Source organism: Herbaspirillum sp. AP02 (assembly GCF_015767275.1).
GTDB lineage: Bacteria > Pseudomonadota > Gammaproteobacteria > Burkholderiales > Burkholderiaceae_D > Herbaspirillum.
In genome coordinates this window covers 20,398-33,072 of sequence record NZ_JADWMY010000009.1, presented here as the reverse complement: position 1 = coordinate 33,072, position 12,675 = coordinate 20,398, and the positions used below count along the sequence as shown (strand labels likewise).

The window sequence follows — 12,675 nt, the reverse complement described above, 5'->3', positions numbered from 1 at the left end:
CCGGGCGCCCTGCCGCCACCCGCTTTTGATGTAGCCCAAACGACAAGGGCCGCCCCGTTACCGGAGCGGCCCTTGACCTGATAGTCACTGGCTGACGATCAGTGCGTGATGATCTTGGCCAGGAAGTCACGCGCGCGTTCCGAACGCGGCTGCGCGAAAAACTCGTCCTTGGCGCAGTCTTCCACGACCAGGCCCTTGTCCATGAAGACGACGCGGTTGGCGACCTTGCGGGCGAAACCCATTTCATGGGTCACGACCATCATGGTCATGCCTTCCTGGGCCAGGCCGACCATGACGTCCAGCACTTCATTGATCATTTCCGGGTCCAGCGCCGACGTCGGTTCGTCGAACAACATGGCAATCGGGTCCATCGACAGGGCGCGGGCAATTGCCACGCGCTGCTGCTGGCCGCCGGAGAGCTGGCCGGGGAACTTGTCCTTGTGCGCCAGCAGGCCCACGCGGTCCAGGTACTTCAGGCCCTTCTCGGTGGCCTCTTCCTTGGAACGACCCAGCACCTTGATCTGGCCGATGGTCAGGTTCTCACGGATCGAGAGATGCGGGAACAGTTCGAAGTTCTGGAACACCATGCCGATGCGCGCGCGCAGCTTGGACAGGTTGGTCTTGGGGTCGCCCACCGAGACGCCATCGACGGTGATGGTGCCTTTCTGGAACGGCTCCAGGCCGTTGACGGTCTTGATCAGCGTGGACTTGCCGGAACCGGACGGGCCGCACACCACCACCACGTCGCCCTTCTTGACGGAGGTCGAGCAGTCGGTCAGGACCTGGAAGCTGCCGTACCACTTGCTGACATTGTTGAGTTCGATCATTTGATTCTCCTGGATTTCTGAATTCACTGGGCCGCCAGCCTCCCTGGGCGGCGGCCGTCATAGGCTTTAGCGGATGATGGCGATCTTCTTCTGGTAGCGCTTGACCAGGGTCGACAGGCCAAAGCTGAGCACGAAGTAGACCACGGCCACGAACAGGTACATTTCCACCAGACGACCGTCACGCTGGGCGATCTTGGAAGCGCTGGTGACGAAGTCCGGCACCGAACCCAGCACGTAGACCAGCGACACGTCCTGGAACAGCACGATGGTCTGGGTCAGCAGGATCGGCGTCATGTTGCGGAAGGCCTGTGGCAGCACCACGTTACCCATCATCTGCCAGTAGTTCATGCCGATGGCATACCCGGCGAACACCTGGCCACGCGGAATGGACTGGATACCCGAACGCATGATCTCGCAGTAATACGCGGCTTCGAACAGGATGAAGGTGATCAGGGCCGACTGGAATGCGCCCACCTGGATAGGCTCGGAGGCACCAATCATCCAGGCGCCGATGAAGGGCACCAGGAAGTAGAACCAGAAGATCACCAGCACCAGTGGAATGGAGCGGATCAGGTTGACGTAGGTCGTCGCGATGAACGACAGCGGCTTGTTGGACGACAGACGCATCATCGCCAGCAGCGTACCCAGGATGATGCCGCCCAGCATGGCCGAGAAGGTCAGGATCAGGGTGAACTTCAGGCCGGTCGTAAAGAGGTAGACCCAGGAACGCTGGATGACGTCGAAATCGAAATTGCTGAACATGGATCAATGCCCTCCTGCGCTGGTGCTGCCGCCGGTGATGTAGCCCGGGACGGCGGTGACCTTCTCCAGCAGACGCGCGAGGAACAGCGCGATGACGGAAATGATCAGGTAGATGATGGTGGCACCGGTCAGGGCCTCGAAGGTCTGGAAGGTGAACTCACGCATCGAGTAGGTCGCGGCAGTCAGCTCGACCAGGCCGATGGTCAGCGCCACCGAGCTGTTCTTGATGATCGCGGCAAACTCGTTGGTCAGCGCCGGGATGATGATGCGGAAGGCCATCGGCAACAGCACGTAGCGGTAGGTCTGCACCGGGGTCAGGCCCAGTGCGGCACCTGCCATGCGCTGGCCGCGCGGCAATGCCTGGATACCGGTGGTCACCTGCACCGCCACGCGGGAAGAGGTGAAGAAGCCCAGCGCCAGGGTCGCAGTCACGAAGGAGGCATCCGGCAGGCTCTTGATCCAGTCGCCGAGGGCGCCAGGCAGCAGTTCCGGCATCACGAAGTACCACAGGAACATCTGCACCAGCAGCGGAATGTTGCGGAACAGTTCCACATAGCCGTTGGCGATGCGCACGACCCATGGTTTGGTGGTGGTACGCAAGGTACCGAAGATGGTGCCCAGGATCAGTGCCATGATCCAGGCGCAGGCGGCGGTTGCCAGGGTCCATTTCAGGCCCGCCAGCAGCGTATCGATATAGGGGATGCCATCGGGAGACATCTCCCAGAAGATTCCCCAGTTCCAGTTGTAGTGCATAAATGGCCTCGTCTGTGGTTCGAGTCTGTGTCGAGTCGTTTTATCTGTCGGGCGCGGTCACCAGGCAAATGCCGCACCGCTTCTTGTACGGTCAGGTCCGGTGACGTGGAAAAAGCCCTTGCCCGGCGGCAAGCGCTTTGACACCGGCTAAACAAAACGGGGGACAGGCCCCCGTTTCGTCAGATTGCACCAGGAAATGAGCCGATTACTTCTTCTTGCCCATGTTCTTCTGCGCTTCCGGCACGACAGCGTAGGCGGCCGGATCGTAGGAGTCGGTCGGCTTGGCCATCACGGCCTGCAGTTGCGGGCTCATCGGCACGTTCAGGTTGACACCCTTGGGCGGGATCGGCGACTGGAACCACTTCGCGTAGATCTTCTTGATGTCGTCACCCTTGTAGACCACGGTCAGGGCGTCGTCGACGACCTTCTTGAAGTCGTTGTCACCCTTCGGCAGGATCAGGCCATACGGCTCGACCGACAGGGCTTCCGAAGAAACCTGGTAGTCGGCGGGCGCCTTGGAGTTGGCAGCCAGCGAGGACAGCAGGATGTCGTCCATCACGAAAGCGGCGGCACGGCCGGTTTCCACCATCAGGAAGGCTTCGGCGTGGTCCTTGGCAGCCAGGATGTTCATGCCCAGGTTGCGTTCGGCGTTCAGCGCGGTGATCTGCTTCAGGTTGGAAGTACCGGAGGTCGAGACCACGGTCTTGCCCTTCAGGTCGTCCAGCGTCTTCAGGTTGGCCGACTTCTTGGACAGGAACTTGTTGGCGGTCACGAATTCGGTCATCGAGAAAGCCACCTGGTTCCAGCGTTCCTGGTTGTTGGTCGCGGAGTCGCAGGAAATATCGGTGGTGCCGTTGGCGATCAGGGGGATACGGGTGGCCGAGGTCACCGGAACCATCTTGATGTTCAGCGAGGTCAGGCCCAGCTTCTTCTGGATCGCGGTCGCGGCCTTCAGGCACAGGTCGATCGAGTAGCCTTGATAAGACTGCTTGTCATCCAGATACGAGAAAGGAATCGACGAATCACGCACGCCCAGCGTCAACGTACCGGAGTCCTTGATCTTCTTCAGACGACCAGTGAACTCTTCAGCGTGGACCGAGCTCATCAGAACGCTTGCCCCAACCAAAACCCCTGCTAGCTTCAATAACTTCATTGTGTGACCTCCTGGAAAAATTTTTTACGTAGTGTATCAAAAGGCCCATTCCGAAACCGCTTGCGCGGCGCCCGGAACCGGGCTGGCCGGCCGTATTGACGAGCCTGTTATTGTTCTCTGCCGTGCTGCCTATTCTGTGTGCTAACAAGGATCTTTGCCAGCATTGTTTGATCCACACCTGGCGCCTTCTTGCGAAGACCACCCCCACGGTGGATCTGCTGCAGACAAATTACCCGTGCGCAACAGGCGGCGGGCGCATTGTACGACATATGCCACCGGGTCAGGCAATACGCAACAACCCGGATGATGGGGTCCGCGCCCAGGCGGTGCGTTGGAACCGTCTGGCGCGCCCCCGAAACTGCGATATGGGACGCTTCGAGTCACGGCAGCGACGGTGTTCCTGTCAGCAATATCCATGCCAGAAATAAGATCCGTGAATGCCTCTGCACGGTGCGCCGGGAGGCCGTCGCCATAGTCTGACGCACGCGTACGCCGCTTCCCCGCGACCGGCGCAATACCAGTGCGGGAGCGTCTTGCGGCGCGATGAAGCAGTTCGGGGAGAAGTGGGTGAAGCGGGAGGGAGGCAGCGGTGGGAGGGCAATGCGAACGATGCGACCCGCCAGCAACCGGGTTGGCATCACAAGCGCAAACCTGGAGCGCACATGCGGCAGCGCCCGGCATGCAAATGCCGGGTTGGTCAAGAATGATCCTGCACCGCAAGGCTGGCTGGCCTGCGGTGCGCGTACGCACAGCCACCATGTCTCCTCCTAGAGCTGAGCTCATGCAGCCGACGATCTTCCATGCAGTCGTCTTGGGCCGCCCAGGTCCGGTTGCCCGGACCGTTCTTTTATCGCATTACGGGTACAGACCGCGCATTTCACGGGCCTGCAGAACGCGAGTACAAGCCACGATGAAGGCTGCGGTACGCAGCGACACATTCTTTTCTTCGGCCAGTTGCCAGACGGCGGCAAAGGCTTCGCGCATGATGCGGGTCAGACGCAGGTTGATTTCGTCTTCGGTCCAGAAGAAGCTGGAGAAATCTTGCACCCACTCGAAGTAACTCACCGTCACGCCACCGGCGTTGGCGATCACGTCCGGCACGATCAGCACGCCCTTGTCGCGCAGGATGTCATCGGCGGCCGGGGTGGTCGGGCCGTTGGCGCCTTCCAGGATGATCTTGGCCTTGATGTGATTGGCATTGGCTTCGGTGATTTGCTGTTCCAGTGCAGCAGGCACCAGAATGTCGCAGTCAACCGACCAGAATTGGGCGCGATCGGCAATCTCGTCGGCACCTTCGAAGCCCTTCACGCTGCCGTTCTTGGCGACGTAGGCCTGCAGTGCCGGCACATCCAGTCCACCGGCATTGAACACCGTGGTCACGTGATCCTGCACCGCCACGACCTTGGAGCCGGCCTCGGCAAACAGACGTGCAGCGATACCGCCGACGTTGCCGAAACCTTGCACCGCGACCTTGGCATCCTTGATGTCCATGCCGCGCTTGGCAGCCGCTTCGCAACCCACCACGAATACACCGCGACCGGTCGCTTCATGGCGACCCAGGCTGCCGCCCAGCGAGATCGGCTTGCCGGTGACCACACCCGAGGAGGTGCTGCCCTGGTTCATGGAATAGGTATCCATCATCCAGGCCATGATCTGCGAATCGGTGTTGACGTCGGGCGCCGGGATGTCCTTGTTGGGGCCGATGATGATGCCGATCTCGCTGGTGTAGCGACGCGTGACGCGCTGCAGTTCACCACGGGAGAGGGTCTTGGGATCGACGCGGATGCCACCCTTGGCACCGCCATAAGGCACGTTCACGGCGGCGTTCTTGACCGTCATCCAGGCCGACAGCGCCATCACTTCGGAGAGCGTGACGTCCTGGTGGAAACGCACGCCGCCCTTGCCGGGGCCGCGCGAGGTGTTGTGCTGCACGCGATAACCTTCAAAGTGGGCGATGGTGCCGTCGTCACGCTCGATGGGCACGTCCACCACCAGGATGCGCTTGGGGCGCTTCAGGGTTTCTACCCAGCGTGCCAGCGAACCCAGGTAGGGCGTGACGCGATCAATCTGCTCGAGGTAGACGCCCCACGGACCGATGCCGTGCGGGACGAGGTAGGAAGGCACTTCGTGATTAGGTACGTTCGACATGATGCAATCGCTCCTTTGGGTTCTGTGCTGTTCAGGACAAAAGGCTTCCGAATTCCGAAGTTCGCCAGGGCATGTTACTCCGTCGGCGCCAGCCTGCAAGCCACGACGCGGGCGTCTGCATGGGCCGGGACGGAGCACGTCCTGCCAGCAGGACGCCTCCTGCGTCTACTGGAAATTCGTGCCGGTCCGATTCAGCGCCGCCATCGTAGCCAGCCGGCCAAAACTAGGCTAATGCTTTGTGAGCATGCAATTATGCAAGCTATGCATAACCTTTAAAACCCCTTGTCGGCATTGCGATTGCGGCGATCACAGCATCCCGTTTCAGCTCAGGATTCGCGTTTTTCCGCCGCGCGGGCAGTTTTTCCTGCAACCGCCTTTTGGCGCTCTTCGCGCTCCAGTTTTCCTTGCCGCTGCGCGTCCAGGTCAACCAGGTATTCCCACAGGCGCGCCACCAGCGCCTTGCCGGTCCGCTGCGGCGTGGGGCGCTCCCGATAGAGGCGGATTTCCATCTCCACTTCCCACTCGCCAGTCGGTCCGTCGGTGCGCGCCAATTGCCGATTGCGCACTTCCCTGACCACCGAGGACTCCGGCAGGAAGGCCACCCCATGGCCCTCCAGCGCCATCATCTTCAGGCTTTCCGACATATCCGTCTCGTAGTGCTTGGCCAGGTGGAGCGGCCGCTTGGTGTCGGCCATCATCAGTTCCACCATGCGCCCCAGATAGGCATTGCTGGTGTAGGAAAGAAACGGCAGCGGCGCCTTGGCGCTGCCGGGAAACAGGTAGTCGGGCCGGCCCTGCCGGTCACAACGCGAGTAGGGACGCATCGTCTCGGTCCCCATGGTCAGCATGTCGTAGCGGCTGGCATCGAGCTGCACCGGCTGGCGCGGATGGTGATAGCAGAGCAGCAGGTCGCAGCCGCCTTCGACGATGGTCATCACGGCATCGTGCACGTTCAGGGCGATCAGGCGGGTATTGATGGAGCCGAAGCCGGACTCCAGCGAGCTGAGCCACTTCGGCATGTAGGTCAGCGAGAGCGTATGGGGAACGGCGAAGTCGATGGTGGTCTGGGCGGTGGGGCGCTTGCCGCGCAGCAGCGCACGGGTATTGTTGATCTGGCCCAGCATGGCCACGGCCTGCTCGTAGAACACTTCACCGGCGGGCGTGAGGCGGGTGGGATAGGAGGTACGATCGATCAGGTCGGTACCCAGCCAGGCCTCCAGCGACTGGATGCGTCGCGAAAAAGCCGGTTGCGTCACATGCCGCAACTCGGCCGAGCGACTGAAACTGCGTGTTTCCGCCAGGGAGACGAAATCCTCAAGCCATTTGCTTTCCATTGCCCGCCCACTTCCCGTTCTAGGTCGAATGGCGAATTGTGCCGCTGCACCGGTGCCGGCGCAAGCGGCGGAGCTACGCGGCCTGGATGGCGCGGTGCGTGGCCCGTGCTAGCGCTGCTCGGCCGGCCTCAATACGCTGGGTTCGGCATCGGGCTCCAGCAGCACGGCCTCGTCGTCCTTGAGCGGTGCTGCCGACGCACCGTCTTCATCGCTACCAGCCTGCTGGCGCAGCCACATCTGCGCATAGAGTCCATCGGCCATCAACAAGCCGGAATGGGTACCCCGCTCGACGATGCGGCCATGGTCCATCACCAGGATCTGCTGTGCATTGACGATGGTGGAAAGGCGGTGCGCAATGACCAGCGTCGTGCGTTCGCGCGCGATCTCTTCAAGCTGTTGCTGGATCGCCTGCTCGGCACGCGAATCCAGGGCCGACGTCGCTTCATCGAAGATGAGGATGGCCGGATCTTTCAGCAGGGTGCGGGCGATGGCCACGCGCTGCTTCTCACCGCCGGACAGCTTCAGGCCGCGCTCGCCCACCATGCTGGCGTAGCCGTCGGGCAGCGACTCGATGAAGTCGTGGATATAGGCTGCCTTGGCCGCCGCCACGATCTGCTCGCGCGTGGCGCCGGGCTTGCCGTAGGCGATGTTGTATTCGATGGTGTCGTTGAACAGCACCGTATCCTGCGGCACGATGCCGATGGCCTGGCGCAGCGAGGCTTGCGTCACATTGCGCAAGTCTTGCCCATCGATGCGGATGGCGCCGTGGTCGACGTCATAGAAGCGATACAGCAGGCGCGACAGGGTCGACTTGCCCGAGCCACTGTGACCGACCACGGCGGTGGTGGTGCCGGCCTGGACCTTGAAATCGACATCGAAGAGGATCTGGCGATTGCGCTCGTAGCTGAAATCGACGTGTTCGAAATGCAGCTCCGCGCCCTGCGTTCGCAGGGGCTGCGCACCAGGGCGATCAGCCACTTCGCGGTTCTCTTCCAGCAGCGAGAACAGGCGCTCCATGTCGGCCATGCTCTGCTTGATCTCGCGATAGAGCACGCCCAGGAAGTTCAGCGGGATGTAGAGCTGGATCATGAAGGCATTGACCAGCACCATGTCGCCCAGGGTCATGCTGCCATCGATCACCCCGGCGGTGGCGCGCCACAGGATCAGGGTCACCGCGATGGCGATGATGGCCGACTGTCCGGTATTGAGCAGCGACAGGGAACTCTGCGACTTCACCGCGGCCCGCTCGTAGCGCTGCAGGCCTTCATCGTAGCGGCGCGCCTCGAATTCCTCGTTGCCGAAATACTTGACCGTCTCGTAGTTGAGCAGCGAATCGATGGCACGCGTATTGGCATGCGAGTCGAGTTCGTTCATGGTGCGACGGAAGTGCGTGCGCCACTCGGTCACGGTGATGGTGAACAGGATGTAGAGCACCAGCGCACCGGCCGTGATGAGCGAGAACCAGATGTCGTAATGGGTGACCAGATAGGCCAGCACCAGCACGATCTCGATGATGGTAGGCAGGATGGAAAAGAGCGTGTACGACACCAGCGTGGACACCCCACGCGTGCCGCGCTCGATGTCGCGCGTCATGCCGCCGGTCTGGCGATTGAGGTGGAAGCGCAGCGACAGGGCATGCAGGTGACGGAAGACCTGCAATGCAATGGTGCGCACCGCCCTTTGGGTAACGCGGGCGAACATCAGCTCCCGCAATTCGGTAAAGAGCGCCGTAGCCAGTCGCAGTACGCCATAGGCCACCAGCAATCCCAGCGGCAACACCAGCAGCGCCTGCGGATGGGAGGCGGTGATGGTCATGGCATCGACCAGCTTTTTCAGGATCAGGGGCACGCCGACGTTGGCCAGCTTGGCGCCGACCAGGAAGGTCAGCGCCAGCATCACCCGCCACTTGTAGGTCCACAGGTAGGGCAGCAGGGTCTTGACCACATCCCAGTCGCCACGCTGGCGCTTGATCGGTGCTTGAGGTGAGGCGGAGGAATTGGGATAACGACGCATGGGGACGGACCTGGAAATAGAGAGGCGGCGGCAAGCGGCGCAGAGCCGTCTTCGGATGCGGCGCAACAAAAGACCGACATCCGATACACTAGGAGCCTTGTTGCTTTCGACACAAACCCGCAACACCGCAAACCCCGATTATAAGAGCCATCCCGCGAGCGCGCCGGGGCTTCCCATCTCCAAGGAGTCATGCATGTCCCATACCGTCCCCCAACTCCCGCCCGGCAAGGCACCGCAACTGCGGGTCATGCCCATGCCGTCCGACGCCAACGTCTATGGCGACGTCTTCGGTGGCTGGATCATGGCCCAGGTGGATATTGCCGGATCGCTGCCGGCCACGCGCCGTGCCAATGGCCGGGTGGCGACCATCGCGGTCAATTCCTTCCTGTTCAAGAATCCGGTCTTTGTGGGAGACCTGCTGTCCTTCTATGCCGACATCGTCAAGGTCGGCAACACCTCCATCACCGTCAATGTCGAAGTCTATGCCGAGCGCAACCGGCTGCAGACCGAGATCGTCAAGGTCACCGAAGCCACGCTGACCTACGTGGCCACCGATGAGAGCCGCAAGCCGCGTCCGTTGCCGCCGCTGGACCCGGCCGGCCAGGGCAGCGTCAGCCCGGCGCTGTAACCGCTGATTCCGCTCCGGGCTTGAAAAGATTTCAGCCCGTGGCGTGTCATTAGTCCGTATCGTAACGACTTCATCACCGTTTCCCTCCCAGTGACCATGACTTCCAACCATCGCCCTACCATCCTGATCGTCGCCCGCCTGCCGCAGCATCTGCTGGATCTGCTGCAACAAAACTTCACCTGCCACAACCTCGTGCTGGACCAGATGAGTGACGACCAGCTCACCGCCATCGCACCGCAGGTGCGCGGCATTGCCGCCAATGGTGAAGCCAAGGTCGGGCGGGAATTCATGGCGCGCTTTCCGGCGCTGGAAATCGTCTCGGTGTTCGGCGTCGGCTATGACGGCGTGGACGTGCCGGCGGCCCGCGAACGCGGCATCCATGTCACCCACACGCCCGACGTGCTGACCGATGACGTGGCCGACATGGCCATCGCGCTGATGCTGGCCGTGGCACGCAACGTGGTGCGCGCCGATCGCTTCGCCCGCAGTGGCGAATGGAAGAATGGCCCCTTCCCCTTCACCACCAAGGTCAGTGGCGCGCGCCTGGGCATCGTCGGTCTGGGACGCATCGGCGAAGCCATCGCCCGTCGGGCCGCCGGCTTCGACATGGAGATCGCGTATCACAATCGTTCGCGCAAGGATGTCCCCTACACCTACTTCGGCGATATCAAGTCACTGGCGGCAGCGGTCGATTTCCTGGTGATGATCACCCCCGGCGGCGCCGGCACCCGTGCACTGGTCAATGCCGACGTGCTGGAAGCGCTCGGCCCCAAGGGTTTCCTGATCAACGTGGCACGCGGCTCGGTGGTGGATGAAACCGCTCTGATCGCCGCGCTCAAGGCGGGCACCATCGCCGGCGCCGGTCTGGATGTGTTCGAGAACGAGCCCAATATCCCCGCCGAACTGGCCGCACAGGAGAACGTGGTGCTGACACCGCACATGGCCAGCGGCACACTGGTCACACGCACCGCCATGGCCGATCTGGCCTTCAACAACCTGCAGGCGCATTTCAGTGGCAAGCCGGTGATCACGCCCGTGCCGGACTGATCTTTCCCGCCCGAAAAAAAATCGCTGCCGGAGTGATCCGGCAGCGATTTTTTCATTGGGACGCTACGATTTACATCCGGTCACGCAGCCCGTTTCTGCTGAGCCTTGGCCGGCTCGTCGCGCAACTCGCGACGCAGGATCTTGCCGACGTTGGTCTTGGGCAGCTCATCACGGAACTCGATGTACTTGGGCTTCTTGTAGCCGGTGAACTGCTCCTTGCAGTAGGCCATCAATTGCTCGCTGGTGAGCGACTTGTCCTTGCGCACCACGAACAGCTTGACCGCCTCGCCGGTATGTTCGTCCGGCACGCCCACGCAGGCGCATTCCAGCACGCCCGGATGCTGCGCCACCACGCCTTCGATCTCGTTGGGATAGACGTTGAAGCCGGAGACCAGGATCATGTCCTTCTTGCGATCGACGATCCGGGTATAGCCCAGGGCATCCATGATGCCGATGTCACCGGTCTTGAAGAATCCGTCCGGCGTCATGACCTTGGCCGTCTCGTCGGGGCGCTGCCAGTAACCCGGCATGACCTGCGGACCACGGATGGCGATTTCGCCCGGCTGGCCTAGAGGCACCGGATGCCCATCGTCGTCAAGGATGGAGATCTCGGTCGAGGGCAGCGGCAGGCCGATGGTGCCGGTATATTCTTCGATGGTGCAGGGATTGGCGCTGGCAATCGGCGAGGTCTCCGACAGGCCGTAGCCTTCGATGATGGGGCAGCCGGTCAACTTCTTCCACTTGTCGGCCACGCTTTGCTGCACGGCCATGCCACCACCCACGCAGCAGCGGTAGCCGGAGAAGTCCAGCTTGGCGAAATCGGCATTGTTGAGCAGTGCATTGTAGAGCGTGTTCACGGCCGGGAAGGTGTTGACCTTGTACTTGGCCAGCTCCTTGACGAAGCCGGGAATATCACGCGGGTTGGGGATCAGCAGGTTGAGCGCGCCTTCGCGGGTGCCCAGCATGTTGCAGACGGTCAGCGCGAAGATGTGATACAGCGGCAAGGCGCAGACGAATACCAGCTGGTCGATCGGCTTGCCGGCCTTGAGCGCCGGGGTCAGCCATTCCTCGGCCTGCAGCACGTTGGCCACCAGGTTGCGATGGGTCAGCATGGCGCCCTTGGCCACGCCGGTGGTGCCGCCGGTGTATTGCAGGAAGGCGACGTCGTCAGGGGTCGGATTGACCGGTCGCAGGCTCCCGCCCTGTGCCTGCGAAAGGGCGCGGCTGAAGCTGATGGCGTTGGGCAGCGACCAGGCCGGCACCAGCTTCTTCACGTGGCGCACCACCAGATTGACGATCGCGCCCTTGAGCGTACCCAGCAGCTCGCCCATGCTGGCCACCACGATATGCTTGATGCTGGTATTGGCGACCACCTTCTGCAGCGTGCAGGCAAAGTTCTCCAGCACGAAGATGGCTTCGGCGCCCGAGTCCTTCAACTGATGTTCCAGCTCGCGCGCGGTATAGAGCGGATTGACATTGACCACGGTATAACCGGCCCGCAGGATCGCCGCGATGGCGATCGGATACTGCAGCACATTGGGCATCATGATCGCCACCCGGGCGCCCTTCTGCAGCCCCAGTCCCTGCAGCCAGCCGCCCAGTGCGCGCGACATGGCATCCAGTTCGCTGTAGCGCAGGTACTTGCCCATGCAGACGTAGGCATTGCGGTCGGCGTGCCTGGTGAAGGCTTCATCGATCATCTGCACCAACGAGCCGTAACGGCCGGGGTCGATGTCCGCGGGAACGCCTGCAGGATAGGATGCAAGCCAGAATCTTTCCATAGTGTGTCCTCTGTCTCCGGTCATAACGTGCGCTGGGGCTGGGCGGTGTCGTACTGCCACCACGTTGGCGCGCACAGCAAAAAAAGCACGAGTGTTTTTTTTATTTAACGCAGATGCTATCCAGCATTCGACCGCGGGGCAAGCTTTTTGCGCCCGAATTGGGTGATTTTTTGTGAAATGCCCTCCGTTGAAGGGTATTTCGCGCCTGGTATTGATGAGAACCTTGTCT

General features: G+C 61.8%; 10 protein-coding genes. 2 read left to right on the top strand and 8 right to left on the bottom strand.

The features are described from left to right. Positions 1-98 precede the first annotated feature (98 nt). The 7 genes from I5R65_RS17570 to I5R65_RS17540 form a co-directional block, all read right to left on the bottom strand. Positions 99-827: an amino acid ABC transporter ATP-binding protein gene (locus I5R65_RS17570; RefSeq protein ID WP_006461963.1), complete on the bottom strand. Its 729-nt coding sequence runs from the start codon at positions 825-827 to the stop codon at positions 99-101. Between the two features lie 66 nt (positions 828-893). Continuing rightward, positions 894-1,589: an amino acid ABC transporter permease gene (locus tag I5R65_RS17565; protein WP_180666374.1), complete on the bottom strand. Its 696-nt coding sequence runs from the start codon at positions 1,587-1,589 to the stop codon at positions 894-896. A 3-nt stretch (positions 1,590-1,592) separates the two neighbouring features. After that, positions 1,593-2,342, bottom strand: a complete 750-nt coding sequence (locus tag I5R65_RS17560; RefSeq protein WP_180666372.1) for an amino acid ABC transporter permease — start codon at positions 2,340-2,342, stop codon at positions 1,593-1,595. A 205-nt stretch (positions 2,343-2,547) separates the two neighbouring features. Next, positions 2,548-3,495, bottom strand: a complete 948-nt coding sequence (locus I5R65_RS17555) for an amino acid ABC transporter substrate-binding protein (protein ID WP_039874310.1) — start codon at positions 3,493-3,495, stop codon at positions 2,548-2,550. A gap of 855 nt (positions 3,496-4,350) precedes the next feature. Beyond that, positions 4,351-5,643 (bottom strand): Glu/Leu/Phe/Val dehydrogenase, encoded by a 1,293-nt coding sequence (locus tag I5R65_RS17550; protein WP_006461959.1) that lies wholly within the window; start codon positions 5,641-5,643, stop codon positions 4,351-4,353. 326 nt (positions 5,644-5,969) lie between these two features. Beyond that, the gene (locus I5R65_RS17545) at positions 5,970-6,977 is read right to left on the bottom strand and encodes a LysR family transcriptional regulator (protein ID WP_180666370.1); all 1,008 of its coding nucleotides are present in this window, start codon (positions 6,975-6,977) and stop codon (positions 5,970-5,972) included. Positions 6,978-7,085: 108 nt separating this feature from the next. After that, positions 7,086-8,990 (bottom strand): ABC transporter ATP-binding protein/permease, encoded by a 1,905-nt coding sequence (locus I5R65_RS17540; protein ID WP_180666368.1) that lies wholly within the window; start codon positions 8,988-8,990, stop codon positions 7,086-7,088. A 193-nt stretch (positions 8,991-9,183) separates the two neighbouring features. Here I5R65_RS17540 and I5R65_RS17535 point away from each other — a divergent pair, with 193 nt between their 5' ends. Beyond that, complete coding sequence (locus I5R65_RS17535; protein ID WP_180666366.1) at positions 9,184-9,618, top strand: acyl-CoA thioesterase; 435 nt, start codon at positions 9,184-9,186, stop codon at positions 9,616-9,618. Positions 9,619-9,714: 96 nt separating this feature from the next. After that, positions 9,715-10,665, top strand: coding sequence for a 2-hydroxyacid dehydrogenase (locus tag I5R65_RS17530; protein ID WP_180666364.1), 951 nt, complete (start codon positions 9,715-9,717; stop codon positions 10,663-10,665). Between the two features lie 80 nt (positions 10,666-10,745). Here I5R65_RS17530 and I5R65_RS17525 read toward each other — a convergent pair whose 3' ends face one another. Continuing rightward, positions 10,746-12,446: a long-chain-fatty-acid--CoA ligase gene (locus I5R65_RS17525; protein ID WP_180666362.1), complete on the bottom strand. Its 1,701-nt coding sequence runs from the start codon at positions 12,444-12,446 to the stop codon at positions 10,746-10,748. Between the last annotated feature and the right edge of the window lie 229 nt (positions 12,447-12,675).

Coding starts and splice junctions, on each gene's coding strand:
- I5R65_RS17570 (WP_006461963.1), bottom strand. CDS start 827: ATGATCGAACTCAACAATGTCAGCAAGTGGTACGGCAGCTTCCAGGTC.
- I5R65_RS17565 (WP_180666374.1), bottom strand. CDS start 1,589: ATGTTCAGCAATTTCGATTTCGACGTCATCCAGCGTTCCTGGGTCTAC.
- I5R65_RS17560 (WP_180666372.1), bottom strand. CDS start 2,342: ATGCACTACAACTGGAACTGGGGAATCTTCTGGGAGATGTCTCCCGAT.
- I5R65_RS17555 (WP_039874310.1), bottom strand. CDS start 3,495: ATGAAGTTATTGAAGCTAGCAGGGGTTTTGGTTGGGGCAAGCGTTCTG.
- I5R65_RS17550 (WP_006461959.1), bottom strand. CDS start 5,643: ATGTCGAACGTACCTAATCACGAAGTGCCTTCCTACCTCGTCCCGCAC.
- I5R65_RS17545 (WP_180666370.1), bottom strand. CDS start 6,977: ATGGAAAGCAAATGGCTTGAGGATTTCGTCTCCCTGGCGGAAACACGC.
- I5R65_RS17540 (WP_180666368.1), bottom strand. CDS start 8,990: ATGCGTCGTTATCCCAATTCCTCCGCCTCACCTCAAGCACCGATCAAG.
- I5R65_RS17535 (WP_180666366.1), top strand. CDS start 9,184: ATGTCCCATACCGTCCCCCAACTCCCGCCCGGCAAGGCACCGCAACTG.
- I5R65_RS17530 (WP_180666364.1), top strand. CDS start 9,715: ATGACTTCCAACCATCGCCCTACCATCCTGATCGTCGCCCGCCTGCCG.
- I5R65_RS17525 (WP_180666362.1), bottom strand. CDS start 12,446: ATGGAAAGATTCTGGCTTGCATCCTATCCTGCAGGCGTTCCCGCGGAC.